The organism is Pseudomonas sp. B414 (assembly GCF_055408445.1).
Genome location: NZ_JBUZTQ010000004.1, coordinates 125,236 through 148,524, shown reverse-complemented (window position 1 = coordinate 148,524; position 23,289 = coordinate 125,236). Strand labels below are relative to the sequence as shown.

General features: G+C 58.4%; 25 protein-coding genes, 1 tRNA gene and 1 pseudogene. 11 read left to right on the top strand and 16 right to left on the bottom strand.

Annotated elements, in window-relative coordinates; all coding sequences use genetic code 11:
* Positions 1-9: 9 nt before the first annotated feature.
* Positions 10-1,350 (bottom strand): GntT/GntP/DsdX family permease, encoded by a 1,341-nt coding sequence (locus ACZRMH_RS05360; protein WP_464012497.1) that lies wholly within the window; start codon positions 1,348-1,350, stop codon positions 10-12.
* 234 nt (positions 1,351-1,584) lie between these two features.
* Here ACZRMH_RS05360 and ACZRMH_RS05355 point away from each other — a divergent pair, with 234 nt between their 5' ends.
* Both ACZRMH_RS05355 and ACZRMH_RS05350 read left to right on the top strand, forming a co-directional pair.
* Positions 1,585-1,764: a type II toxin-antitoxin system HicA family toxin gene (locus ACZRMH_RS05355; protein WP_464012496.1), complete on the top strand. Its 180-nt coding sequence runs from the start codon at positions 1,585-1,587 to the stop codon at positions 1,762-1,764.
* A gap of 40 nt (positions 1,765-1,804) precedes the next feature.
* Positions 1,805-2,204: pseudogene (locus ACZRMH_RS05350) on the top strand (type II toxin-antitoxin system HicB family antitoxin).
* A 73-nt stretch (positions 2,205-2,277) separates the two neighbouring features.
* Here the strand turns inward: ACZRMH_RS05350 and ACZRMH_RS05345 are convergent.
* The 5 genes from ACZRMH_RS05345 to ACZRMH_RS05325 all read right to left on the bottom strand — a co-directional run bounded on the left by ACZRMH_RS05345 (position 2,278) and on the right by ACZRMH_RS05325 (position 6,879).
* Positions 2,278-4,716, bottom strand: a complete 2,439-nt coding sequence (locus ACZRMH_RS05345; RefSeq protein WP_464012495.1) for a TonB-dependent siderophore receptor — start codon at positions 4,714-4,716, stop codon at positions 2,278-2,280.
* A 111-nt stretch (positions 4,717-4,827) separates the two neighbouring features.
* The gene (locus ACZRMH_RS05340) at positions 4,828-5,775 is read right to left on the bottom strand and encodes a FecR domain-containing protein (protein WP_464012494.1); all 948 of its coding nucleotides are present in this window, start codon (positions 5,773-5,775) and stop codon (positions 4,828-4,830) included.
* Positions 5,775-6,275, bottom strand: coding sequence for a sigma-70 family RNA polymerase sigma factor (locus ACZRMH_RS05335; protein WP_464012493.1), 501 nt, complete (start codon positions 6,273-6,275; stop codon positions 5,775-5,777). Before ACZRMH_RS05335 ends, ACZRMH_RS05340 begins: the two co-directional genes overlap by 1 nt.
* 76 nt (positions 6,276-6,351) lie before the next feature.
* Positions 6,352-6,636 (bottom strand): type II toxin-antitoxin system RelE family toxin, encoded by a 285-nt coding sequence (locus tag ACZRMH_RS05330; protein WP_464012492.1) that lies wholly within the window; start codon positions 6,634-6,636, stop codon positions 6,352-6,354.
* Between the two features lie 9 nt (positions 6,637-6,645).
* Positions 6,646-6,879 (bottom strand): type II toxin-antitoxin system Phd/YefM family antitoxin, encoded by a 234-nt coding sequence (locus tag ACZRMH_RS05325; RefSeq protein WP_464012598.1) that lies wholly within the window; start codon positions 6,877-6,879, stop codon positions 6,646-6,648.
* Positions 6,880-7,265: 386 nt separating this feature from the next.
* On the opposite strand from ACZRMH_RS05325, the gene ACZRMH_RS05320 reads away from it, so the two are divergent.
* Both ACZRMH_RS05320 and ACZRMH_RS05315 read left to right on the top strand, forming a co-directional pair.
* Positions 7,266-7,406 carry a type II toxin-antitoxin system HicA family toxin gene (locus ACZRMH_RS05320; RefSeq protein WP_464012597.1) on the top strand — a complete coding sequence of 47 codons (141 nt, stop codon included), beginning with the start codon at positions 7,266-7,268 and terminating at the stop codon, positions 7,404-7,406.
* A complete protein-coding gene (locus ACZRMH_RS05315; protein ID WP_464012491.1) occupies positions 7,403-7,813 on the top strand; it encodes a type II toxin-antitoxin system HicB family antitoxin in 411 nt (136 codons plus the stop codon). Before ACZRMH_RS05320 ends, ACZRMH_RS05315 begins: the two co-directional genes overlap by 4 nt.
* A 98-nt stretch (positions 7,814-7,911) precedes the next feature.
* Here the strand turns inward: ACZRMH_RS05315 and ACZRMH_RS05310 are convergent.
* From ACZRMH_RS05310 to ACZRMH_RS05300, 3 genes are all read right to left on the bottom strand, one after another.
* Positions 7,912-7,987, bottom strand: a tRNA-Thr gene (locus tag ACZRMH_RS05310).
* Between the two features lie 133 nt (positions 7,988-8,120).
* Positions 8,121-9,491 (bottom strand): heavy metal sensor histidine kinase, encoded by a 1,371-nt coding sequence (locus ACZRMH_RS05305; protein WP_464012490.1) that lies wholly within the window; start codon positions 9,489-9,491, stop codon positions 8,121-8,123.
* Positions 9,484-10,158, bottom strand: a complete 675-nt coding sequence (locus tag ACZRMH_RS05300) for a heavy metal response regulator transcription factor (RefSeq protein ID WP_464012489.1) — start codon at positions 10,156-10,158, stop codon at positions 9,484-9,486. Before ACZRMH_RS05300 ends, ACZRMH_RS05305 begins: the two co-directional genes overlap by 8 nt.
* A gap of 135 nt (positions 10,159-10,293) precedes the next feature.
* On the opposite strand from ACZRMH_RS05300, the gene ACZRMH_RS05295 reads away from it, so the two are divergent.
* Both ACZRMH_RS05295 and uraH read left to right on the top strand, forming a co-directional pair.
* Positions 10,294-10,773: a GlcG/HbpS family heme-binding protein gene (locus ACZRMH_RS05295; protein WP_464012488.1), complete on the top strand. Its 480-nt coding sequence runs from the start codon at positions 10,294-10,296 to the stop codon at positions 10,771-10,773.
* A gap of 31 nt (positions 10,774-10,804) precedes the next feature.
* Positions 10,805-11,215: a hydroxyisourate hydrolase gene (gene uraH / locus ACZRMH_RS05290; RefSeq protein ID WP_464012487.1), complete on the top strand. Its 411-nt coding sequence runs from the start codon at positions 10,805-10,807 to the stop codon at positions 11,213-11,215.
* A gap of 136 nt (positions 11,216-11,351) precedes the next feature.
* Here uraH and ACZRMH_RS05285 read toward each other — a convergent pair whose 3' ends face one another.
* Genes ACZRMH_RS05285 through ACZRMH_RS05265 form a run of 5 tightly spaced genes read right to left on the bottom strand, consistent with a single transcriptional unit; the run spans position 11,352 to position 15,522 of the window.
* The gene (locus ACZRMH_RS05285) at positions 11,352-12,560 is read right to left on the bottom strand and encodes a methyltransferase (RefSeq protein WP_464012486.1); all 1,209 of its coding nucleotides are present in this window, start codon (positions 12,558-12,560) and stop codon (positions 11,352-11,354) included.
* Entirely contained in the window at positions 12,541-13,230 is a 690-nt protein-coding gene (locus ACZRMH_RS05280) for an ABC transporter permease (RefSeq protein ID WP_464012485.1), read from the bottom strand. Before ACZRMH_RS05280 ends, ACZRMH_RS05285 begins: the two co-directional genes overlap by 20 nt.
* Positions 13,230-13,922, bottom strand: coding sequence for an ABC transporter permease (locus ACZRMH_RS05275; protein WP_464012484.1), 693 nt, complete (start codon positions 13,920-13,922; stop codon positions 13,230-13,232). Before ACZRMH_RS05275 ends, ACZRMH_RS05280 begins: the two co-directional genes overlap by 1 nt.
* Positions 13,923-13,979: 57 nt before the next feature.
* The gene (locus ACZRMH_RS05270; protein ID WP_464012483.1) at positions 13,980-14,735 is read right to left on the bottom strand and encodes an ABC transporter substrate-binding protein; all 756 of its coding nucleotides are present in this window, start codon (positions 14,733-14,735) and stop codon (positions 13,980-13,982) included.
* Between the two features lie 13 nt (positions 14,736-14,748).
* Positions 14,749-15,522, bottom strand: coding sequence for an ABC transporter ATP-binding protein (locus tag ACZRMH_RS05265; RefSeq protein ID WP_261740157.1), 774 nt, complete (start codon positions 15,520-15,522; stop codon positions 14,749-14,751).
* A 542-nt stretch (positions 15,523-16,064) separates the two neighbouring features.
* Here ACZRMH_RS05265 and gabP point away from each other — a divergent pair.
* From gabP to gltS, 4 genes are all read left to right on the top strand, one after another.
* The gene (gabP, locus tag ACZRMH_RS05260; protein WP_464012482.1) at positions 16,065-17,456 is read left to right on the top strand and encodes a GABA permease; all 1,392 of its coding nucleotides are present in this window, start codon (positions 16,065-16,067) and stop codon (positions 17,454-17,456) included.
* Positions 17,457-17,649: 193 nt separating this feature from the next.
* A complete protein-coding gene (locus tag ACZRMH_RS05255) occupies positions 17,650-18,375 on the top strand; it encodes an IclR family transcriptional regulator (RefSeq protein WP_464012481.1) in 726 nt (241 codons plus the stop codon).
* A gap of 20 nt (positions 18,376-18,395) precedes the next feature.
* On the top strand, positions 18,396-19,334 hold the full coding sequence (hutG, locus tag ACZRMH_RS05250) for a formimidoylglutamase (protein ID WP_464012480.1): 939 nt from the start codon (positions 18,396-18,398) through the stop codon (positions 19,332-19,334).
* Between the two features lie 58 nt (positions 19,335-19,392).
* Positions 19,393-20,601 (top strand): sodium/glutamate symporter, encoded by a 1,209-nt coding sequence (gltS, locus tag ACZRMH_RS05245; RefSeq protein ID WP_464012479.1) that lies wholly within the window; start codon positions 19,393-19,395, stop codon positions 20,599-20,601.
* Between the two features lie 15 nt (positions 20,602-20,616).
* Here the strand turns inward: gltS and ACZRMH_RS05240 are convergent, their stop codons facing one another.
* A complete protein-coding gene (locus ACZRMH_RS05240; RefSeq protein ID WP_464012478.1) occupies positions 20,617-21,669 on the bottom strand; it encodes a PDDEXK nuclease domain-containing protein in 1,053 nt (350 codons plus the stop codon).
* A 129-nt stretch (positions 21,670-21,798) separates the two neighbouring features.
* Here ACZRMH_RS05240 and ACZRMH_RS05235 point away from each other — a divergent pair, with 129 nt between their 5' ends.
* Positions 21,799-22,044: a DUF1272 domain-containing protein gene (locus ACZRMH_RS05235; RefSeq protein ID WP_464012477.1), complete on the top strand. Its 246-nt coding sequence runs from the start codon at positions 21,799-21,801 to the stop codon at positions 22,042-22,044.
* 294 nt (positions 22,045-22,338) lie between these two features.
* On the opposite strand, the gene ACZRMH_RS05230 is transcribed toward ACZRMH_RS05235, so the two are convergent.
* The gene (locus ACZRMH_RS05230) at positions 22,339-23,286 is read right to left on the bottom strand and encodes an alpha/beta hydrolase family protein (RefSeq protein ID WP_464012596.1); all 948 of its coding nucleotides are present in this window, start codon (positions 23,284-23,286) and stop codon (positions 22,339-22,341) included.
* Positions 23,287-23,289 lie beyond the last annotated feature (3 nt).

The following is a 23,289-nucleotide window of genomic DNA, read 5'->3' as shown; positions in this document are numbered from 1 at the left end:
CGGGTTGAATCAAACAAAGCGCGACAGCAGCAGGGTCAGCCCCAGCGCGATCGTCGAAGCCAGTACCGTGGCGGTGGTGAAGGTTTTCAAGGCGTCGGTCAGGGACACCCCCAGGTACTCCTTGACCACCCAGAAGGCCGAGTCGGTGACATGGGTCCAGCCCATGGCCCCGGCGCCGATGGCGATACACATGATCTCCTTGCTCACGCTCGGGTGAGCTCCCAGCATAGGCAATACCATGCCTGCGGCACTGATCATGGCCACCGTTGCCGAGCCGACTGCGAAGTGCATCAAACCGGCCACCAGCCATGCCAGCACGATGGGGTTCATATTCAATTGGGTCAACGAGGCGGACAACGCGTTACCCACGCCACTGTCGATCAATATGCCGTTGAATGCCCCACCGGCACCGATGATCAGCAGGATACTGGCCAGCGGTGGAAAACTTTTTTGCGTGTAAGCCAGCAGGTCGGGCATGGACAAACCGCGGCGCAAGCCCAGTGCCCAGTACGCGAATACCACGGCAATCGACAGTGCGATCAGCGGTGTGCCGAGAAACGAAATCACGCTGAATGCTGTGGAGTCATGGGGCAGGCTGGCAGCGAAACTTTTACCGACCATCAGCAACAGCGGCAGGGCGATGGTCAGCAGAGTCACGCCAAGGCCCGGCAGGTCACGGGTTTTGCTGTCATCGCAATGCTCGTTCAAAAACGCTTCCTGAGTGGTCGGGGCTTCTGTCTTGCACACCAGCTTGACCCACAGCGGCCCGGCAATTATGGCAGTCGGGAACGCCACAATCAGGCCATACATGATCACTTTGCCGACATCGGCGCCCAGCATCCCGGTAATTGCCATCGCGGCCGGGTGGGGCGGCAGCATGCAATGAACTGCCATCAGTGACACGGCCAGCGGCACGCCCAGGTACAGCAGGTTGATGCGGGTTTCTTTGGCGACCACATAAATCAGCGGAATCAGCAGCACAAACCCGACCTCGAAAAACACCGGGATGCCGGCAATAAAGCCCACCAGCATCATGGCCCACGATGCGCGCTCCTTGCCCAGAGTGCGCAACAGCGTCTGAGCGATACGCTCCGCGCCGCCGGACTCTTCCAGCATCTTGCCTAGTATCCCGCCCAGGCCAATGATCGTTGCCAGAAACCCGAGGGTTCCGCCAACGCCAGCTTCATACGACGAAGCAATTTTTACCAACGGCATGCCTGACCCGATCCCCACCACAAAGCTTGCAGCGGTCAGGGCCAAAAAAGCATGAACGCGGACTTTGACGATAAGGAAAATGATGAGCGCGATGGCGCAAAACAACACCAGCAAAAGAGTGGGACCGCTGTGCATGGGAGGTACTCCGGGAAGCGCTTTTATTGTTGAAATAAGTGATCGACGTCACTTTGCTTCCGGCAATTAGAGGTTACATCTCCGTGGGCTGACAAAGGATGGTTATTCACGGTACAGATGATGTGGGGTCATCTGTCAGGAGGTATCCATGGGCAATGACTGCAGGAGCCTTGATGGCAGATGACATTTTTTTGAATTTGGTGGTTATAGCAACCACTATTGAAGGTGGCGAATTTGAATAGCCGACAGCTGATAACCGCAATAGAAGCTGACGGTTGGTATCTGGTACGGAGCAAGGGAAGTCATCACCACTTCAAGTACCCGACGAAGCCGGGGCCGTTAACGATTCCTCATCCGAAGAAAGGTTTACTGACCAAAACGTTCAACAGTATTTTGAAGCAAGCTCAGCTTTGACGAGCAGGCTGCTTTAACCAGCCCTGTGGAGGGTTTGAACATGCTTTACCCAATAGCTATTCGCCCTGGCGATGAACAACATGCCTGGGGTGTAGAAGTGCCGGATATTCCTGGGTGCTTCTCTGCGGGGGAGAATCTTGACGACGCGATGGTCATTGCACGCGAAGCCATTGAAGGGCATCTGGAAATTTTGGCAGAGGATTGCGCCAGAATTCCTGTTGCAACCCCGGTAAGCGCTCATGTCTCCAACCCGGAGTATGAGGGCTGCATCTGGGTATTGGTCGATATAGATATCACTAGATACCTCGGAAAGGCGGAATATCACCTTGCCCGGGAGCTTGCTGAACCGGATCGATGAGTATGTGAAGCATCATCTTGAGCAAAAGAGCCGTTCAGGCTTTCTGGCCTCGGCAGCATTGAAGGCTCTGCAACAAGCGTAGGCCGCAAAATCGTGGGAGCGAGCCTGCTCGCGAAGCTCTACAGGCCTTCGCCAGCGTGCTCGCTCCTGCAGGGTCAGAAGTCCCAGCGAGTGGTCAGCATAAAGTTGCGCGGCTCGCCGTAAATCGCCGAGTTATAGAACCCGATATTGGTGTAGTAGTACTTGTCGAAAACGTTGTTGACGTTGAGTGTGGTCGACAGGTTTTCGGTGAATTGATAACGGGTCATCAGGTCCACCACCCAATAAGGTTTTTGCGAGAAATCTTCGTACCTGTCCTTGGGGCCGTTGTACATCTCTTGCCAGGCCGTGCTCTGCCAGCGTGCGCCACCGCCCACGGAGACCTTGTTCAGGTCGCCCTTGAGCTTGTAGATGGTGTAGAAATTGAGCTGGTCTTCGGGCTCGAAGGTGGAGATTTTTTTGCCGGTGTCATCGCGAACCACCTTGTGCGTGTACCCGGCCTGCAAGCTCCAGCCCGGACTCAGTTCGCCGGATATTTCCAGCTCGTAGCCCTTGGTTTTTGCCGCAGTGCCCTTGAAGGCATAGTTGGGCGGAGTGGGTTGCAGGTTGTTCCAGGCATCGTCGGGGATGGGCCGGTTGCTTTCCTTGACCTCAAAGTACGCCAGGCTGGCGTTCAGACGACCATCGAAAAACTCGCTCTTGAGGCCGATTTCGTAGTTTTCACCCTCGTCCGGGTCCAGCATCTTGCTGTTGCGATCCAGGTTGTAGAACTCCTGAGGCATAAACACATCGGTGTAGCTGGCGTAGGCGGTCAGGTAGTCGGTCAGGTCATAGGTGATGCCCGCATAGGGAATCAAACGCCCCGTTTCGCGATAGGTATTGGTGGTACCGGTGAGGGTGTAGTCGACCACGCGCCCACCCAGAAAAACCTTCAGCTCATCGGTGACATTCAGGCGCGTGGTGGCATACATGCCAGTCTGGCGCACGGTGTCATCGCTGATTTGCGAAGCGTTGCCCCAGTCAGGCTTGGCCAGGTGCCCGTCCCAATTGAAGTAGTCCACCAGGTTAGGGGTAGAGAAGGTCACGTCCCAATAGCCTTTGCCTTTCCAGTTGGCGGTGCTGATGGAACCGCCCAGTACCAGGTCGTGTTCACGGCCAAGAAACTCGTAGGGGCCACTGACATACAGGTCGGCCGCGTCGCTGGTGGTTTCGCCCTTGTAACGCTGCGCGTTGATCTTGGCGGTGCCATCAGCCGCAGGCTGGTTGAACTGGATGGCCCCCAGTTGGGCATCGTAGCCATTGATCTTGTGGTCCAGTTGCAGCTTGCCCACCCAGCCACTACCCAGGTCCTGTTCCAGGGTCGCGAAGACGGTGCGGGTGTATTGCTGCCAACTGCTCCAGTCGGTGGCGTTGCTGAACGAGCGTTTGGCGCTGTTGATTTCGCCCGCGTAGTTGTACAGCGGGAAGCTCCCCGACCAGGTGGAGCCCTGGGGTTTGTTGTCCTGGTAGTCGGCGCCCACGGTTAGCAAGGTGTCTGGCGTCAGGTCGACTTCGAGGATGCCGTAGAACACCGAACTCTGGTTGGAGTAACGGTCGATATACGATTGCCGGTCCTGATAGGCCGCCACCGCACGACCGCGTACATTGCCGGTTTCGGTCAGCGGGCCGCTGAGGTCCACTTCAGTACGGTAGTTGTCCCACGAGCCTGCGCCTGCGGTGATATGGCCATGGAAATCACGGGTGGGCTTTTTGCGCACCAGGTTGATGGTGCCGCCCAGTGAGCCCGCCCCGCTCAGCAGACCGGAGGCGCCCTTGAGCACCTCGATACGGTCATAGATGGCCATGTCGCTCAGGGTGTTGCCCGCTGAATAGGCAACATTTCGCACGGCGGAGGGGATGCCGTCGTACTGGAAGTTGTTGATCGAGAAACCGCGGGAGTAGTAGTTGGTTCGGTCGGTGTCGTAGGCCGATACGGTAATGCCGGGTGTATGGCGCATTACGTCGTCGACATTGTCGAGGGCAAAGTCATCCATATGCTGGCGGGTGATCACACTGATCGACTGCGGGGTTTCCCGGGGCGTGAGCACCAAGCGGGTGGCCGTGGCGATAGCGCCCGGCGTGTAGGAACCCGTGCCTTCGGTCACGGTGCCCAACTGGTTGGTGACAACCTGAGTGGCCCCCAGCTCCAGCGCGGCCTCGCTGTTGCTGGCGACCAGTACATAACCCCCGTTGCTCTGGCGTTCGGCTTGCAAACCGCTATTGGCCAGCAAGCGGTCCAGGCCTTCCTCGACGCTGTATGAGCCTTCAAGCCCGCCGGTCATGAGGTGACGGGCCTGTTCGGTATCAAACGAAATCGTCACTCCCGCCTGCACACCAAACTGGGTCAGGGCGCTGCCCAGCGGGCCTGCCGCAATCTGGTACAACGTCTGGCTTTGCGCCGCTGCCTGAGCGGGCATCAGCACCAGGCCGGACAGGCTGGCGAGGGCAGCGCCGAATACCGCCAGGCGCACAGCGCGGGTTATTTGGGTGGTGGCATTGAGGGGGAGCGGGGGCATTCGATGATCCTTGCGTGGTCATGGCACAAACGCGCTGTAGTCGCGGCTTATGTCATTGACGGATGAGAATCGAAATCAGCAAGGTTAAATCCAAACCATTTGTGCCTGAGCTTATGCCGGTTCGATGCTGGCCCAGTAGCGGGTCAGGAAACGAACTTTTACCGGTAGGGTTTTGCCCAGATTCTCCAGCACCGTTTCGGTGTCATCGATACGAAAAGCTCCCGAGATCCGTAAGTTCTCAACAGCTGTGGCACAGCGCAGCACACCTGGACGATAACGGCCCAACTCCTCGACAAAATCGCCCAGGCGCCAGTCATCCACGCTCAACATCCCTTGTGTCCAGGCGGTTGAAGCCGCAGGCAAAGGCTGAACGCTGCCGATTGCATCGCTATCGAAAGTGACTTGTTGCCCGGCCTCCAGGCGCAGGGCCTGATGGATCAGCTCGAGCGGGCGGATTTCCACGGCGGATTGCAGTACGCCGACTCGCGTGTGATCGGGCAACTGCCGCACGCTGAAACGGGTGCCAAGGGCGCGTACGCTGCCGTCCTCGGTATGCACGATAAAGGGGCGCTGATCCGGGTCTTTGGCGGTCTGAATCAGGATTTCGCCACGGTGCAGACGAATCACCCGCTGTCTGGCACCGAAATGGATATCCAGCGCCGTGTTGGCGTTGAGTTCCAGCAGCGAGCCATCGTCCAGGCGCAGCGAGCGCCGCTCACCGATGCTGGTGCGTTGTCCGGCAAGCATCGAGCGATAGGGCACCTGCTCAGCAGCCAGCCATGTGCCGCTGCCAACGGCCAGCAGAATGCCAAGGATTTTCAGCACATCTCGGCGTTGAGTTTTCGCAGCATCGAGGCTGGAGAGAGCGGCCTCCTGAGGCATCAATGCCCATTGGCGCTGGAACCTTTCAAGTCGTGCCCAGGCCGCTTCATGCTGGGGGCAGGAGGTCAGCCAGGCTTGCCAGTCACGGGTGCGGGTCTCGTCGTGGGTGCCGTCGTTAAGCTGTACATACCAGGTGGCAGCGGCCTCGAGCGCCTTGAGGTCCGGGGAAGAAGACATCAATTGTCGACCAGCAGCAGGCAGCGGGTCATGGCACGGATCAAATGATTTTTAACCGTAGTGACCGATACCTCGAAACGTTCGGCGGTGGCCACGTAACTCAAGCCCTCTAGCTGCACTGCGAGGAAAATTTCCCGGGTTCTGCTGCCTAGATCATCGAGCAAGGCGTCGATTGAAACCAGCGTCTCGATAATTGAAAGGCGTATCTCTGGAGAAATATCCACAGGTTCAGGTTTCAGGGCCAAAGCCTGCAGATAAGCCTGTTCAATGGTGCGGCGGCGTACTTTATCGATCAGCAATGAACGGGCTATGGCGCTCAAATAACCTCGCGGCTCGCGGATGGGAGTGTCATGGCGGGCAGTCATGACCCGCAGGAACGTGTCCTGGGCCAGATCGGAAGCATCCGCCGCATTGCCCAGCCGCACGCGCAACCAGCCTTTTAGCCAGCCGTTATGTTCGCTGTACAACCGATGAAGAACTGAATGATCAAGCGCCGACATGATGATGCGACCAAAATGTAATTGGTAATCGATCGCATTATTGTGATGGCAGAGTGTTTATGCAAGGGGGGTTGAATCAGACTCGTCGACTGGCAGCCTCATAGACCTCATCATCACGTCTGGCGCCTGCGCAGAGAACCAGTACGATCTCGATGCCCTGAATGCGGTAGACAATGCGAACATCGCCTGTACGAATTCGCCTGCAACCGACAAGGGCACCCCGAAGGGGCTTACCGATTTTGTCTGGTTCTCCTAAAGCGATACGCTGGCGTATCACCTTCAGGATTCTTTTCGCCTCAGCCGTGCCCAATTGCTTGAGATCTTGCTCAACTTCGGGGTGAAAGCGCACGCTCCAGTTCATCGGCATTGCCTACTTGAAGCGAGCCTCCATATCTTCGAGGCTCACTGTGTTCTGTTCGTCCAGAGTGGACAGGCGTTCAATGGCCAGGCGTTCGGCGCGCAGGTCTTCGAGTTCATCCTGCAGGGCTTGATAGGCTTCAACACCTAGCAGTACAGCGGCTGGCTCGTTGTCCTTGAATATCACCAGATGGGTTACTTCACCACTGGTCACTTCCTTCAATTTCGCACTGAAGCCGCGGACCATTGCTGTGGCGGACACTGCTTGCTCAGCCCGGTCCAGGAGTGCACTCATGCGCTGATGCCTCGATTCAATTGTGAGATTTTAGTGTGTTCAGCCATAAAATTCAGGCACAAAGTGTGGCAACACGTTTTTAGTATATGCATTATTGTATGTAAAACAATGCGTGCCTTTGTGCGCTGACAAACGGCTTAGGAACAGAAGTTTTCCAGGCTCGTTCATGTGCATAGCGTGTAACACAACTGCGAGTCACTCACGTTGTTCTGTGTGTATTGTGTGTACGGAACAATTGCATCGTCGTTCGATGGTGTATGACGTACACAACAATGCAGGGGTGGTGGCGTGCGTAATCGTGAGCTTATTGATTTGCTGATGGCTGGTTTGAGACAGCCATAAAGGGCAGTCACCATCAGTTCAAGCATCCAGCCAAAACTGGCCGGGTAACGGTCCCGCACCCCAAGGCTGAAATTGCGAAAGGGACGCTGCACAACATTCTCAAATCCGCAGGTCTCAGAGGAGAGTTACGGTCATGAAATTTCCAGTGGTCATACATAAAGATGCAGATTCCGAATTCAGCGTAACGGTGCCTGATGTGCCGGGCTGTTTCTCGGCGGGCAGCACTTTTTCAGAAGCCCTGGATAACGTCCAGGAGGCGCTGGCTTTGCATCTGGAAGGGGTTGTGGCGGATAGAGGTGAGTTGCCGCAGGCCAAGGATGTGGACGCACATCTGGACAATCCAGATTTTGTCGGCGGGATTTGGGCAGTGGTGGACTTTGATTTGACGCCCTACCTCGGGAAGTCGGTCCGCTTTAACGCATCCTTGCCTGAAAACCTGCTGCTGCGCATTGATGAGCGAGTCAGTAAGGACCATCGTTACGCGTCACGCTCGGGGTTTCTGGCCACAGCTGCTTTGCGCGAGCTGAGTGAGCAGAGCTTTTAATCTGCACGAGAGTGCTGTCACCTGTGCTCATTGAATTTTCCCGGACCCCGGAAACAAAAAAGGCCCACCTTTCGGTGAGCCTCTTTTGGTGTTGCGTATGGTGCCGGCACCAAGAGTCGAACTCGGGACCTACTGATTACAAGTCAGTTGCTCTACCAACTGAGCTATACCGGCGTTATGGGCGCAGAGTATACTCGGATGTTTGAGCTTGTAAACCCCTGATAACAGACTATTTTCATGATTCTGGCCAGCGCTTGCTGAAGTACTGGCGTAGAGCACAAAAACGCACATCGTCGTGCCGCATTTCCTACGCAGGAATAGGAAATCCCAACTCGAACAGCGTGCCATTAGCATCACTGGTCACCCGCACCTGGCCGCCATGCAATTGCATGATCGAATGCACAATCGCCAAACCCAGCCCGCCCGAATCACCCGGCTGTGCCCGTGACGGGTCGACCCGGTAAAAACGGTCGAACAGCTTGTCGATGTGCTGCCTGTCAATTGGCTGTCCAAGGTTATGCACACCAATCCAGCAAAACCCGTCATCGTCATGGCGCAGCAATCTTACGGTAGAGCCTGGCTGAGCATGGCGCACGGCATTGGCCAACAGATTGCCCAGGGCCCGTTGCAGCAGCTGTTGATCGGCCATCAGCGAGCCGCTGAGCTGATTGGTCAGCTGCAACTGCCGATCCTCGGCCAGTGCTTCGAAGTAATCACACAGCCCGTCACCCACCTCGCCCAGGTCCAGCGCTTGCAGTTGTAACGGGCGCTGACCGTGTTCGGCACGGGCAAGAAACATCAGGTTTTCGGCCATGCGATTGAGCCGTTCGTACTCTTCGATATTTGACGCCAGCACTTCCTGATACTCGGCCGGGCTACGTGACTGGTTCAGTGCCAGGCTATTGCTGCCCAGCAGGTTGTGCAGCGGCGTGCGGATTTCATGGGCCAGGTCAGCGGAAAACTGTGACAGCCGGGCAAAGCTGTCTTCCAGCCGCGCCAGCATGGCGTTGAGAGCCTGCACCGGCTCCTTTAGCTCAGCGGGTACATTGTGGGTGGCCATGCGCTGGTCAAGGCTGCGCGGGTCGATGCCCGCCATGGCCCGGGCCAGTTCGCGCAATGGCGCAAGGCCACGGCGCAACAGCAGCAGGCCAAGGCCGAAAGCCAGCAGCGCGCCCAGGCCCACAGCGCCATACAAGCGCAGGCGATAACTGGCGAGCATTTGCTCACGCTCATCAAGGCGCTTGCCCACGGTCACACTCAAGGTTTCGCCGTCGGGGCCCTGGGCCATCCCGGCCAGCAATACTGTCTGGTCCAGGGTTTTGATATCCGCCCGCTGAGGTGCGCGTGCCTGGGCAATGGGCTGTATATCCGGCAAGGTTTGCTGATGAGGGTTGATGGTGATCAGCGGGCTGCCATCTGCCCGTTTGACCAGCAACACGCTGTCCAGGTTGCCCAGCATGTTCTGGTACAGACGGGGGCGCTCTTGCAGGGCTTCGAGGCTGTCGCTGTCATGCAGCAGGGCACGCACTTGCTCAAGGCGCCCGAGCAGCGCCTGATCATCACGAAACGCCAGCTCCGAGGCCAGCGAGCGATACAGAAACACTCCGATCACGCTCAGGACCAGCGCGCAGGTCAGGGCAATCGCCAGCGCCAGACGCCAGGCGATGGATTTACTCATCAGGTGCTTCCAGTTGATAACCGACGCCGCGCACGGTGTGGATCAGTTTGGGCATGTAGGGATCGTCGACCTTGGCGCGCAAGCGGCGCACGGCGACCTCGACCATATTGGTGTCGCTGTCGAAATTGAGGTTCCACACCTGGGATGCGATCAAGGTACGTGACAACACCTCGCCCTGGCGGCTGGCCAGCAGTTGCAGCAGGGCGAACTCCTTGTTGGTCAGGCTGATGCGCTGGCCTCCCCGGCTGACGCGACGGCGCAGTACGTCGATCTCAAGGTCGGCGATGGCATACGACTCCGCCTCGCGCATGGGGCCACGGCGCAGCAGGGTGCGTACCCGGGCGAGCAATTCGGCAAAGGCGAAGGGCTTGAGCAGATAATCGTCGGCGCCCAGCTCAAGGCCGCGCACACGGTCCTCGATGGCGTCTTTGGCGGTCAGGAACAGCACCGGTGTGGCGCCGCGCTGGCGAATCAGTTGCAGCAATTGCCAGCCATTGAGCCCCGGCAGCATCACGTCGAGGATGATCAGGTCATATTCCTGCTGCTCAATAAAGTAACGCCCGTCCAGCCCGTTGAGTGCCACATCCACGGCAAAGCCGGACTCCTTGAGGCCCTTGGCCAGGAAATCGGCCGTCTTGGCTTCGTCTTCCACCACTAACAAACGCATCGCACACCTCGATCAATCGTCTGCACAGGCTAGGCGCCTTCACCGGTGTTGCCTATTACAAACTTGTAATGCAACTGACGGGATTCTGACGAGGCTCGCTGGTTAAGGTGCAGGCCTTCGCACAGGAGCTTGCCGATGATGTTTAAAACCTTGCTGTTATGGACTGCCGTTGGCGTCGCCAGCGCTGCCCAGGCGGCGCCGAATCTGGCCCGTCATGCCGATCTGGATCTGGCCATCGCCCGTCAGTTGGCGGATGCCACGCTTAAGCACTGCACGGGGGCGCTGAGCGTGCTCGATCGCGGAGGCAATGTACTGGTGGCGATGCGCCCGGAAGGTGTCGGCCCGCACAACCTGCTGGCCAGCCAGCGCAAAGCCTGGACCGCACTGTCGAGCAAAACCCCTACCCGTTTGTTTGCCGAGCGGGCGCGTAGCAATCCCGAAGCCAGCAATCTCAACTCCATCCCGGAACTTTTGTTGCTGGGTGGCGGTGTGCCCCTGTTTGCCGAAGGCGAACTGGTGGGCGCGATGGGCGTAGCCGGGGCCGGAGGCTCGGAGCAAGACGAAGCCTGCGTGCTAAAGGCTGCAGAACAGATTGGTCTGGCCACTCAGCGTTGAATTGATTGTTTTTTAACCATAAGGACAAATTATGAAATCTCTACGAATGACTTTGGCGGCTTTGACCCTGAGCGGGCTGTCGAGCCTGGCGCTGGCGGCGGGCAACCCTTTGAGCGTGCATGTGCTTAACCTGGAAAACGGCCTGCCGTCGCCTGGGGTCAACGTGACCCTGGAAAAGCATGTGGATAACGGCTGGCAGCCGTTGGCCCAAGGTGTCACCAATGAGCAGGGTCGTATCGGTGAGCTGTTCCCGGCCAAGCTGGCCTTTGAGGCGGGTGAGTATCGGGTGGTGTTCAAGACCGGTGAGTACTTCAAGAAAACCGGCCGTGAGACCTTCTTTCCGGAGATTCCGGTGATTTTTGAAGTGAAGAACGCCGAGCAGCATTACCACATCCCGCTGCTGCTCAGCCCTTATGGCTTTTCGACGTATCGCGGGTCGTAGGCTGGCAGGGTCTGCTCTTGTGGGAGCGGGTTTGCTCGCGATGGCATCAGCGCGGTTAATCTGAACAACCCCGTCGCCCGCATCGCGAGCAAGCCCGCTCCCACAGGTGGGTGTGGGGCGCACTTCAGCGGCTGACTTATCCACAGCGCTGCGCCAGCAGCATCAAATTGCGCGGGGTCAGGTGGCTGTCGCAAAACTCGCCGACCTGTACCTCGTAGCCTTTTTCCTCCAGATACAGCGCCCGATCCAGCACCAGCCACAACTCCAGCGGGCGGCGGAACAACCCCCTCACCAACTCCAGATTGCGCACTTGCGCAAGCCTATCCCAGCCCGCGGCCTGCAGTGCGGCCCAGTCTTCGTCACCGCTTGTGGATAAGTTCTTCAGCGCCGCCAGATCCGTGCAGTACTCGGCAAACGGCTTGTTCAACCAGGTGCTCGGTAGCGAGGGTGTGGATAAGTACTCATCACACCGACGGCGCTGGCGCTGCCACAGATCAAAACCCAAACGCCGCGCCATGGACTCGTCACGCTGACGGCGCACGCGGGTGCCGGCGGTCACGGTTTCGCTCATGGGCAGGCTCAGGTCTTGCAGCGACAGTTGCAGGGAAGATGCCCTGGCGACTGTGGATAACGCCTGATAGTGCGTCCCGCCGATGCGGTTGTAGCAGCAGGGGGATACGGCAAGTTGTGCACAGCCTGCCGCACTGGCCAGTTGCAGCAGGCGCACATGCAAATCGCCGCAGGCGTGCAGCGCCACGGGTGTCATGTGGGGGGTGAGTTGCAGGGCTGCTTCGTCAGCAAGCACATCTTGCTGAATATGCCGGGCCGCCAGTTGATGCCGCTGGCTCAGGTGTTGTCCGGACTCGATCAATGCCGGGTCATATTCCAGGCACGTCAGTTGTTGCCCGGCACTTAATAGCCGACGGCCCAAATGCCCCTTGCCCGCGCACCAGTCCAGCCAGTGGGTGGGGGCTTGTTCAAAGGTCAGGCTCTGGGCGAAGGCCTCGATCTGTTGCCATTTACGCCCCGGTACATCCACCTGCAAGCGCGGGTTTGCGCAGGTAAGGGCTTGGGTCGGCAGCCGTGGTACAGCGCTCAGGGCACGGGACGTCGCCGCCAGTTCAGGGAACGGCGCGGGGGCGGACAGGTGTTTGGGGCTGTTGTGGCTGGCTTCGGCGTCCTGTAACGAACGCTGGCGCAACCACTGCGCCAGTTCGGGGTGTTGCGCTTCCCACGGCACATTCAGCTGGGTGAAGGGCCGTGGGCGCCAGAGGTGCTGGTGGTCATGCAGAAACCCGTCCAGCGCCGCAAAGCGGGCGAGCAGGTCAGCGGCCTTGGCAGGCATCGACGCGCAACCAGCGCTCCAGCAGTTTGAAACCCTGGATCAGCACAAACGACATGATCAGGTAAATCGCCCCGGCCGCCAGGAACATATCCACGGTCTGGTAGTTGCGGGCAATGATGGTGCGGGTCATGCCGGTCAGTTCCAGCAAGGTCACGGTACTCGCCAGCGAGCTGGCCTTGAGCATCAGGATCACTTCGTTGCTGTACGCCGGCAAGCCGATGCGCGCAGCCCGTGGCAGGATGATATGCACCAGAGTCTTGAAGCGCGACATGCCCAGGGCCCGTGCGGCCTCGATTTCACCCGGCGGAATGGCCTGGATGGCACCGCGCAGGATCTCGGCAATATAGGCCGCCGTATGCAGGGTCATGGTAATGACTGCGCACCAGAACGGGCTGCGCAGATAGGGCCACAACGCGCTTTCACGCACCACATCGAACTGCGCCAGGCCGTAATAGACCAGAAACAGCTGGATCAGCAGCGGCGTGCCACGGAAGAAAAAGATATAGGCGTAAGGCAGTGAACGCACATACCAGAGCTTGGATGAACGGGCGATGCCCAGCGGGATGGCCACGATCAGACCGGCGAGCACCGAAACGGCGGTCAGCTCCAGGGTCAGGGTCGCGCCCTGTATCAGCTTGGGCAGCCACTTGAGGATTATTTCCCACTCCATTACGTCCTCCTCACGAAGCCGCGCGCTGCGCGTTTTTCAAGCACGTGCATGGTGCCCATGGCCAGTACGGTCAGGCCCAGGTACATCACGGCTGCCACCATGTAGAAGGTGAACGGGTGTTTGGCAAAGGTCACGGCGTTTTGCGCCTGACGCATGATTTCTTCCAGGCCGATAACCGACACCAGCGCGGTGTCTTTCATCAGGATCATAAACAGGTTGCCCAGGCCGGGCAGGGCGATGCGCCACATTTGCGGCAGCACCAGCTTGGTGAAGATGCGCGGTTTAGACAGGCCCAGAGCCATGCCCGCTTCGCGGTGGCCCTTGGGGATGGCCAGGATGGCGCCACGAAACACTTCGGTGGCATAGGCACCAAAGCACAGGCCCAGCGCGAGCACACCGGCCGCAAAGGCGCTGAGGGTGAGTTCGGGCATGCCGATGGATTCGCCGATGGCGCGCACCAGATTCACGCTGCCGAAATAGATCAGCAACACCCAGAGCAGTTCGGGCACGCCACGAACCAGGGTCGAATAGGCGCCGCCCAACCATCTAAGCGGTTTGAAGGGGGATGTTTTGGCCAAGGCACCGAGCAATCCGAGCACCAGGCCCAGACACAGCGCGGTAAGTGCCAGTTTGACGGTCATCAGCGCGCCAGCGGCAAGCGCCGGGCCGAATCCGTATAGATCGATAGTCATGGGGTAGGCAGGCTTTGCTAGGGACCGGCGCGCCCGCAGGCGCACCGGTCAGGCAGGTCAGTAGATGCTGAACGGGAAGTACTTGTCGTTGATCTTCTTGTACGTGCCGTCTTCAACGATTTGCTTGAGGGCCAGGTTCAGCTTGGCGCGCAGTTCGTTGTCGCCTTTACGCAGGGCGATGCCGACCTTGTCATCTTCGTTGACCGGCTCACCCTTGAACTCGTAGGCCTGACCGGCTGCACTTTTGAGCCAGTCGTAGTTGGCGTACTTGTCAGCCAGCAAGGCGTCTACACGGCCCGAAGTCAGGTCGAGGTAGGCGTTTTCCTGGGTGTCGTACAGGGAGATGGTCGCGTCAGTGCCCAGGTTGTCATCCAGCCAGGTTGCGGCCTGGGTTGAACGCTGGGTGCCCAGGGCCTTGCCCTTGAGGGACGCGATGTCGGTTTTGAAGTCGACTTTTTTCGGCGCGATAAACTGCTGCTTGTTGGAGTAGTACGGGTCGGTGAAGTCGACGGCTTGCTTGCGCTCGTCCGTGATCGACAGCGACGACACGATGAAATCGTACTTCTTGGCGTTCAGAGCCGGAATGATGCCGTCCCAGTCGGAGGTGACGATTTCACACTCGGCTTTCATCTTGGCGCACAGGGCCATTGCGATATCGGGGTCGAAACCTACGACTTCACCACTGGCGTTTTTGTTGTTGAACGGTGGGTAGGCACCTTCAATGCCTACTTTGTACTTATCTACAGCCAAGGCGTTGGCGCTGAAAACCAGAGTGGCGGCAGCGGCCATGAGCAGCTTTTTATAGTTCTGCATTCGTATTGCTCCGTTAGCGGTTGCTGGACATGAATTGTTTACAGCGCGCCGAAACCGGGTTGTCGAACACCTGTTCTGGCGACCCTTGCTCTTCGATCAGGCCCTGATGCAAAAACACTACTTCGGTGGACACCTGACGGGCAAAACCCATTTCGTGGGTGACCAACAGCATAGTGCGGCCTTCTTCGGCGAGCGCGCGGATCACACTAAGTACTTCTTGAACCATTTCCGGGTCAAGTGCCGATGTCGGTTCATCGAACAGAATTACTTTGGGCTGCATGGCCAGGGTGCGGGCAATCGCTGCGCGTTGCTGCTGGCCGCCGGACAATTCAGAGGGGTAGGCGTGGCGTTTTTCGCCAATGCCAACCTTGGCCAGCAATGCTTCGGCCACCTCGATGGCCTCGGCCTTGCTTTGCCCCAGTACCCGACGTGGTGCCTCGATAATATTGTCGAGGATGGTCATGTGCGGCCACAGGTTAAAGTTTTGAAACACAAAACCCAGTTCACTGCGCATGCGATTGATCTGCTTGCCATCGGCTGCGACCAGTTCGCCATTTTTGGCTTTCTTGAGCTTGAGCTCTTCCCCGGCGACCACAATCTGGCCTTCATGGGGGTTTTCCAGCAGGTTGATGCAGCGCAACAGAGTCGACTTGCCCGAACCGGAAGAACCCAGGATCGAGATCACGTCGCCGTCGCGTGCGGTCAGCGAGATACCTTTAAGTACCTCAAGCTCGCCGTAGCGTTTGTGCAAGTTGCGGATTTCAAGCGCGGGCGTGGCCAAAGCCATGTGCGTTCCTCATTGTGTTCGGGTGCGATCCTGCTGTTGGGCGGCCTTCCTGGCGAGGCCAAGCTAGCATAGGGTTGCAGAGGCAACCAGCCGCCCTGAAGACACAAAAGGCGAGAGGGTGGCAGTTTGTCGCATCGCTACAGCAGAGTGTCGCGCCGACAACAACCGACCCTGTATTTCGCCGCTCGGCCAGACAGGTGTCGCTTAAAAAAGGTCGCGATGTTGCCAGCTTTGGCCCGGTGTTGGAAGCGCGAACCTACTAAAGGTTAAAGATGTGCACCGCTTTTTGGCCATACAGGCAATTTTGGGTATTTTTGGTGCGTCGAGGGCTCTGTAACTGAGTGTTACGGTAACGAATTGGCAAAAAGCCATTACGGTCAATGGCTTGCAACATCTGTTGCAAATCGTTGCAGCCCGCGCAAACCGTGCACTTGTCACATTCTGGCTCAGTTATTGCGTCAAAGATTCTAAACGCCCCGTTGGTTACTTTTTACGAAAGTCAACGCGGGTGCTCGGAATGGCTTCAATGAAAGGTAGTCCCAATGAGCAATACGCAATCCTCTAGCGGCCTGGAACAAGGGCTCAAACCACGGCATGTGACCATGTTGTCGATTGCCGGTGTTATCGGCGCCGGTTTGTTTGTCGGTTCCGGACACGCGATTGCCCAGGCGGGCCCCGCTGTACTGCTGGCCTATGCCGCAGCAGGCACTTTGGTTGTACTGGTGATGCGCATGCTCGCCGAAATGGCCGTAGCCTCGCCGGACACCGGTTCGTTCTCCACCTACGCCGACCGTGCCATCGGGCATTGGGCCGGGTTTACCATTGGCTGGCTGTACTGGTGGTTCTGGGTACTGGTGATCCCGCTGGAAGCTGTCGCCGCCGGTACCATCCTGCATGCATGGTTCCCCGATACGGCGATCTGGGTATTTACCCTGGTCATTACCCTGTTGCTGACCGCCACCAACCTGTTCAGTGTGAAGAACTACGGCGAGTTCGAGTTCTGGTTTGCGCTGATCAAAGTACTGGCGATCATTGGCTTTATCGTTTTGGGCCTTATGGCTATTTTCGGTCTGCTGCCGACCAGCCAGGTCAGTGGCGTCGCGCATCTGAGCGACACCATCGGCTTTATGCCCAACGGCATGGGCGCGGTACTGGCGGCCATGTTGACCACCATGTTCTCGTTTATGGGCACTGAAATCGTCACCATCGCGGCGGCGGAATCCAAAGACCCGAGCAAGCAAATCACCAAGGCCACCAACTCGGTGATCTGGCGTATTGGCCTGTTCTATCTGGTGTCGATCTTTATCGTCGTGGCTCTGGTGCCGTGGAACGACACGGCTCTGGCCCAGTACGGATCCTACCAGACCGTACTTGAGCGCATGGGTATCCCGAATGCCAAGCTGATCGTTGATATCGTGGTCCTGATCGCTGTAACCAGCTGCCTGAACTCGGCGCTCTACACCTCTTCGCGGATGCTCTACTCCCTGAGCAAGCGCGGTGACGCACCGGCTGCGGCCAAGCGTACCAACCAGGCGGGTACGCCTTACTGGGCGGTGATGATGTCCACCGGTGCAGCCTTCGTAGCGGTATTCGCCAACTACGTGGCTCCGGCTGCGGTGTTCGAGTTCCTGCTGGCCAGCTCCGGCGCCATTGCCTTGCTGGTGTACCTGGTGATTGCCATATCGCAACTGCGCATGCGCCAAAAGCGTACGGCACTGGGCGAGACCATCGCCTTCAAGATGTGGCTGTTCCCGGGCCTGACCTATGCGGTCATCGTGTTTATCGTGGCTATTTTGACGATCATGCTGTTCCAGGAAGCGCATCGCGTTGAAATCATGGCCACCGGCTTGTTGAGCATTCTGGTGGTGACGGCTGGCCTGCTGGTGGCTCGTCGTCGACGTATTGAGAAGTTGGGGGCAACCGTACTCAACTGAGGCCAGGACGGTTCTCACGGTTGAGTAAACAAGCAAGGCCGCCCTCTTCGGATGGCGGCCTTTTTTGTGCCTGTAATGCTGCCAATCTGCGACCGCTGATCGTTATCTGGCCGATTTTTCCCATTCAGTGGGAATCGAATTTCAGCTAATGGGAAACACCGTGCACCATGCAGGCAAGAGCATGGGGCCAACAATGAACTACAACACGCCAACTGATCGCTTGCTGCAAATCCTCGTAACCCTGGGGCAATCCGGTGAGGCGATCTCTGCCAAAGAGCTTTCCGAGCAACTGGCGCAGCCGCTGAGCAGCACCTATCGCCATCTTAAAACCCTGTTGCGCTGGGGGCTGGCCGAAGAGAACGGCCAGGGCCGCTATCTGCCAGGGCCTGCCTGTTTGCAACTGGCGAAAAAATTTGACCGTGAAGCGGTGCTGGTGACGCTGGCCAAGCCTGAACTCAAGCGTCTGGCCGAGCAAAGTCAGGAAAGCGTGGCCTTGATGGTGCCGAGCAACGGCCAGGCGATTTGCATTGAGCTGGTCGACAGCCCGCAACCCCTGCGCTGCTGCTATCAGAAGGGCCTTGCCCAGCCGTTACTGGTCGGCGCTTCTGCGCGGGTGCTGCTGGCGTATATGGATGAGGCGCAAAGCCTGTCGGCTCTTCTGGCTCAAGGCGTCGAAGCTGAAGAGGTTGCCACCTACCAGCGCAGCTTTGCCGAGATCCGCGCTGCCGGTTATGCCGTGAGTGTGAGTGAGATTGATGACGGCATTTGGGGCATCAGTGCACCGTTGCTCGACAGCCGCAATCGCCTGCAAGGCGCCATCAGCCTTATGGCCCCGGCCTCCCGGGCACATACCCGCAGTGAACGCCTGATCCGCTGGACCCAGGACGTAGCCCTGCGCCTGAGCGCCCGGCTCGACTGAATTCGATTGGAGTTTCAAGCATGACAGTTGTACCCGACATGTCCTTGTGGACAGGCCGTATTGACGCTGCCGAAGGGCAGGGCGCATTGCGCTGGCATCAATGGGTCAAGCCAGTGGCTGATGGCCTGCCGGCGGGCGCTGCATTGATTGGTTTGGCCAGTGATGAAGGGGTCAAGCGCAATCAGGGCCGCACCGGCGCACGCCAGGGCCCCGTGGCCCTGCGCAAGGCATTGGCCAATCTGGCCTGGCACGGCCAGGCGTCGCTGTATGACGCCGGTGATGTGAGCTGTGCAGGCGATGATCTGGAAGGCGCGCAGCAAGGATATGCCGAGCAGGTCAGCCATTTGCTCGACCAGGGGCATTTGCCGTTGGGCCTGGGTGGCGGGCACGAAATCGCCTTTGCCAGTTTCAGTGGCCTGGCTGCGCACTTGCGCCGCACAAGTGCGCAGCCGCGGATCGGCATTCTCAATTTCGATGCGCATTTTGATTTGCGCCACGCCGAACAAAGCAGCTCTGGCACACCTTTCCGCCAGATTGCCGAGGTTTGCCAGCGGTTCGACATGCCTTTCGCCTATTGCTGTCTGGGTGTCAGCCAGTTGAACAACACCCAGGCATTGTTCGAACAGGCCGAGCGCCTGAATGTGCGTTACCGCCTCGACCGACAGATGAACAGCTGGGACATACCAGCCTGTGAAGCCTTGATCGATGATTTCCTGCAAGGCGTCGATCACCTCTACCTGACCCTGTGCCTGGACGTACTGCCCGCCAGCCAGGCACCCGGCGTGAGTGCGCCGTCTGCCCATGGTGTTGACCTGCAGATCGTCGAGCATCTGGTCCGCCACGCTAAAGCCAGTGGCAAATTGCGCATGGCCGACATTGCCGAGCTCAACCCGAGCCTGGACATCGACAACCGAACCGCCCGCATTGGCGCGCGTCTGCTCGCCAGCCTGATTGATTAAGTTTTTCCGTAAATCCCTGAAACCGCTTGTTGAATCATAAGAAAAAGAGAAATTCGCCATGCTGACATTCGAACTGGATGCGCTGAGCACCCTTGCTCTCGCGTTGCTCCTGCTGGGCCTGGGTGCCCAACTGAAAAAACGCAGCTACTGGCTGCGCCAACTGTGTGTGCCTGCACCGGTCATCGGTGGTTTTGGTTTTGCCCTGGTGATCTGGCTGTTACGTGATCAACAACTGCTCAACCTGACCCTCGACACCAGCCTGCAAACCCCACTGATGGTGGCGTTCTTCACCACCGTCGGGTTGGGCGGCAGCCTGGGTTTGCTGCGCAAGGGCGGCAAATTGCTGTTTATCTACCTGGGTGCGTGCTGGGGCCTGGCGCTGGTGCAAAACGTGGTGGGTGTGAGTGTCGCCAAACTGCTGGGCATCGACCCGTTGCTGGGGATCATGGCCGGAGCGGTGTCACTGGAAGGCGGTTTTGGAGCAGCGGCAGCTTTCGGGCCAATTGCTGAAAACCTGGGTGCGGTGGGGGCAACGACTGCTGCCCTGGCCGCTGCAACCTTCGGCATGGTGGCAGGCGGCTTGTTGGGTAGCCCGCTGGCGCGCTGGTTGATCGAGCGCAACAAACTGGTGGTCAAGGCTGAAGCCGTTGGCAGCCTCAAGGCGTTCGAAGAAGTGGTCCACACCCCGCCAGCCGCGCTGGATGCAGCCACCTTGCTGCGCTTGCTGACCTGCATCGTGGTGATCATGGTGCTGGGCTTCTGGCTGGGCTCCAGCCTGCAGCAGCATCTGGGCATCGTATTGCCGAGTTATGTGGGTGCCATGTTTGTCGCGATCATCCTGCGCAACCTCAACGACCGGGCCCAGGTTATCGAGATGCCCGACCATGCCGTCAGCACCCTTGGTGACGTGTGCCTGGGCATGTTCCTGACCATGGCCATGATGAGCTTGAAGTTCTGGGAGCTGGAGAAACTCGGCTTGCCTCTGCTGGTGATTCTGGTGGTGCAGGTGGTGATCATGATTTTACTGTGCGTGTTCGTCCTGTTCCGTCTGTTTGGTCGTAACTACGACGCAGCAGTCTTGTGCGCGGGCTTTATGGGGCACGGGCTGGGCGCGACGCCCAATGCCGTGGCCAATATGGGCGCCATCTGTGATCACTACAAAGTCTTCTCGTACAAGGCCTTTATCATCGTGCCGTTGTGTGGTGCGGTGCTGATCGATATCGTGGCGATCCCGATGATTACCTGGTTTATCAACGCGTTTAGCTGACGGGATTGAGGGCGGCTACTCAGGGTTATGGCTTCTGGCCTCAACCAGCAGCTGTTCTCGGTCGAGTTCGGCACGCAGTTCGTCTTCTGTAGGCAGCACCAGAGTGTACTTGCTGGCAAACAGCTGCTCGTTGCCATGCAGTACTGAGTAGCGCACCACCGAGGCATCTTTCTGTGCGCACAGGATGATGCCCACGGTGGGGCAGTCTTCGGGGCCGCGCTTGAGGTCGTCGTAGAGGCGCACATACATGTCCATCTGGCCGATGTCCTGGTGGGTCAGCTCGCCACGTTTCAAGTCGAAGATCACAAAGCACTTGAGCAGGTAGTTGTAGAACACCAGATCGACATAAAAGTCTTTGCTCTCGGTGCTGATGCGCTGTTGGCGGGCAACGAAGGCGAAACCTTTGCCCAGTTCCAGCAAGAATCCTTGCAGATGATCGATCAGTGCCTGTTCCAGTCCGGTCTCGAAAAGCCCTGCAACTGTTGGCATGCCCAGAAACTCCAGCAGCACCGGGTCGCGCACAAATTCGCGGGGGCTTTTGTTCAGCGCGAGCGTATTGGTTGCGGCTTCCTGCATGATCGCAGGACGATCCTTGCTGACCAGCAAACGCTCGTAATACAACGTGCCGATTTGCCGCTCAAGGGCGCGTGTTGACCAGTTCAGCGTGGCCGCTTCGTTCATATACCACTGGCGTGCGCTATCTTTTTCGACCCGTAGCAGGGTGCGGTAGTGGGTCCAGCTCAATTCGTGACGCAGTGCGTCACACTTTGGAAACGCCTGATAGAAAAGCCGCATGTAGCGAAGGTTGGAGACATCAAAGCCTTTCCCGAATTCTTGCGTTAGCGATTTGGCCAGTGTTGATAGCAATTGCTTGCCATAAGTGGCCCTGGCTGCGCCTTCCTGCTCGTACTCAATGATATGCCGGCCCATGTTCCAGCAGGTTTGCACTTGTAGTGTATCCACCACGCGCAAGGCCTTTTGCCGGGCTTGGCGGATAAGTTCGCCCAGAGAGTTGAGCAAGGGCGCCAGATCAGAATCGTGGGTGGTAGCGGGAAGCGGTGGGTTCATTGTTTTTTGCCGCGCATCAGCTTGAAGGGCTAATGAGAATGTCACTGCCATTTTGTATTTGCTGTTGGTTTTTTGCGGGAAGCGTCTTAAATGTAAGGATGAAAATTACCGGTCCTATGTGAGGTGCTCATGCTCGAATTACGCCCCAATTGCGAATGTTGTGATTGCGATTTGCCGCCTGATTCGGCTCAAGCACGGATTTGTTCATTTGAGTGCACCTTCTGCGCGACCTGCACTGAGCAGCACCTGGGCGGGCTTTGCCCTAACTGTGGCGGTGAGTTGCTGGTGCGCCCGCGCAGACCTGCCAACAAGCTGGCGAATAATCCGCCGTCGAGGGATCGGGTGTTCAAGCCGCAAGGGTGTGCTGCTCGCTAATCCCTGTGGGAGCGGGCTTGCTCGCGATGGGATCACTGCGCAGGGCCAGACACACCGAGTCGCCTGTATCGCGAGCAAGCCCGCTCCCACAGAATAGCGATCAGGTCGCCGGAATCAGCGAGTCGACAGTGGCTTTGGCGGCGCGCAAGGCGTGGTGCAGCACACAGGCTTGATGAGCGTCGATCTGGAGGGTGCCACCTTAGCCCTCTCCCGGAGGGAGAGGGGATTGACCGAGTTGATGCTGGATTCAACAGCAAGGCTGTCAGCCTGCTGAAATTCTTGAATATCCCCCAATCAGCTCCCTCTCCCTCCGGGAGAGGGTTGGGGTGAGGGCGCTTTGAAAGAGACTGTCCTGCCCGGCACATCCACTGCCAATTCCCCTCGCTTTAACCACTGCAAAGCAATCGGCCACAAGCTGTCTTGAAAACGGCTATGAAAAAAAGCGAAATGGCCAATGGCAGTTTCGTCGATATCTTGTGGCTGGATGCGCAGATGCGTACGTGAGCTGGCGCTGAAATACCCCAGCAAGCGCTCAATGGCCGGCACAGTACCGAAAGGATCGTCGCTAAAGCTGATGGCGAGGGTTTTGGCCGTCACGCTGGAAAAGGGCAGGGCGGCAATGTTGCGTGCGCTGGGGAGCTGCTCGTAGCGCGTGCTGAGTGCGCCCCAGTCCCTGACCACGCCCGCCGGGGTGTCTTCGAGCCAGCCCAGGCGTTTGCCAGGGAAATAGCCGCATATGCGAGTCAGCAACGGCATCACCCCGTGCCATTTGGCGAGCATCTGCCAGCGCTGTGCCGGCGCGTAGTCGCGCCAGTGGGCAAATTGCGCACCCACAGTGACTAGATGGCGAATAGCCTGCCCGGAGGCCGCCAGCCCCGCTGCACAACCGCCAAAGCTGTGGCCCACCACGTCGATCGGCTGGCCGGGGTATTCCCGTTGTGCACGCTTGAGCAGGGCCTGGGCATCCAGCATGCCCCAGTCCGACCATGTGGCCGCAAAGCCGCGCAACGAACCGCTGCGCGAGGCGCCGATGCCGCGGTAATCAAACAGCATCACGTCCAGGCCGTGGCTGAACAGGTATTCGGCAAACCGCGAGTAGTACTGGCAGCGCACCGAAGTGGCGGCGTTGATGATCACCACTGCCCGTGTGCTGTCGGGCGTGCGCTGGCGCCACTCGAAACCGCCCAGCAGGTAACCGTCAGCAGCGGGCTCGGTAAATGCCCGGCTGACAGGTTCAATCAGGGC

Coding starts and splice junctions, on each gene's coding strand:
- ACZRMH_RS05360 (WP_464012497.1), bottom strand. CDS start 1,350: ATGCACAGCGGTCCCACTCTTTTGCTGGTGTTGTTTTGCGCCATCGCG.
- ACZRMH_RS05345 (WP_464012495.1), bottom strand. CDS start 4,716: ATGCCCCCGCTCCCCCTCAATGCCACCACCCAAATAACCCGCGCTGTG.
- ACZRMH_RS05340 (WP_464012494.1), bottom strand. CDS start 5,775: ATGTCTTCTTCCCCGGACCTCAAGGCGCTCGAGGCCGCTGCCACCTGG.
- ACZRMH_RS05335 (WP_464012493.1), bottom strand. CDS start 6,275: ATGTCGGCGCTTGATCATTCAGTTCTTCATCGGTTGTACAGCGAACAT.
- ACZRMH_RS05330 (WP_464012492.1), bottom strand. CDS start 6,636: ATGAACTGGAGCGTGCGCTTTCACCCCGAAGTTGAGCAAGATCTCAAG.
- ACZRMH_RS05325 (WP_464012598.1), bottom strand. CDS start 6,879: ATGGTCCGCGGCTTCAGTGCGAAATTGAAGGAAGTGACCAGTGGTGAA.
- ACZRMH_RS05315 (WP_464012491.1), top strand. CDS start 7,403: ATGAAATTTCCAGTGGTCATACATAAAGATGCAGATTCCGAATTCAGC.
- ACZRMH_RS05305 (WP_464012490.1), bottom strand. CDS start 9,491: ATGAGTAAATCCATCGCCTGGCGTCTGGCGCTGGCGATTGCCCTGACC.
- ACZRMH_RS05300 (WP_464012489.1), bottom strand. CDS start 10,158: ATGCGTTTGTTAGTGGTGGAAGACGAAGCCAAGACGGCCGATTTCCTG.
- ACZRMH_RS05295 (WP_464012488.1), top strand. CDS start 10,294: ATGATGTTTAAAACCTTGCTGTTATGGACTGCCGTTGGCGTCGCCAGC.
- uraH (WP_464012487.1), top strand. CDS start 10,805: ATGAAATCTCTACGAATGACTTTGGCGGCTTTGACCCTGAGCGGGCTG.
- ACZRMH_RS05285 (WP_464012486.1), bottom strand. CDS start 12,560: ATGCCTGCCAAGGCCGCTGACCTGCTCGCCCGCTTTGCGGCGCTGGAC.
- ACZRMH_RS05280 (WP_464012485.1), bottom strand. CDS start 13,230: ATGGAGTGGGAAATAATCCTCAAGTGGCTGCCCAAGCTGATACAGGGC.
- ACZRMH_RS05275 (WP_464012484.1), bottom strand. CDS start 13,922: ATGACTATCGATCTATACGGATTCGGCCCGGCGCTTGCCGCTGGCGCG.
- ACZRMH_RS05270 (WP_464012483.1), bottom strand. CDS start 14,735: ATGCAGAACTATAAAAAGCTGCTCATGGCCGCTGCCGCCACTCTGGTT.
- ACZRMH_RS05265 (WP_261740157.1), bottom strand. CDS start 15,522: ATGGCTTTGGCCACGCCCGCGCTTGAAATCCGCAACTTGCACAAACGC.
- gabP (WP_464012482.1), top strand. CDS start 16,065: ATGAGCAATACGCAATCCTCTAGCGGCCTGGAACAAGGGCTCAAACCA.
- ACZRMH_RS05255 (WP_464012481.1), top strand. CDS start 17,650: ATGAACTACAACACGCCAACTGATCGCTTGCTGCAAATCCTCGTAACC.
- hutG (WP_464012480.1), top strand. CDS start 18,396: ATGACAGTTGTACCCGACATGTCCTTGTGGACAGGCCGTATTGACGCT.
- gltS (WP_464012479.1), top strand. CDS start 19,393: ATGCTGACATTCGAACTGGATGCGCTGAGCACCCTTGCTCTCGCGTTG.
- ACZRMH_RS05240 (WP_464012478.1), bottom strand. CDS start 21,669: ATGAACCCACCGCTTCCCGCTACCACCCACGATTCTGATCTGGCGCCC.
- ACZRMH_RS05235 (WP_464012477.1), top strand. CDS start 21,799: ATGCTCGAATTACGCCCCAATTGCGAATGTTGTGATTGCGATTTGCCG.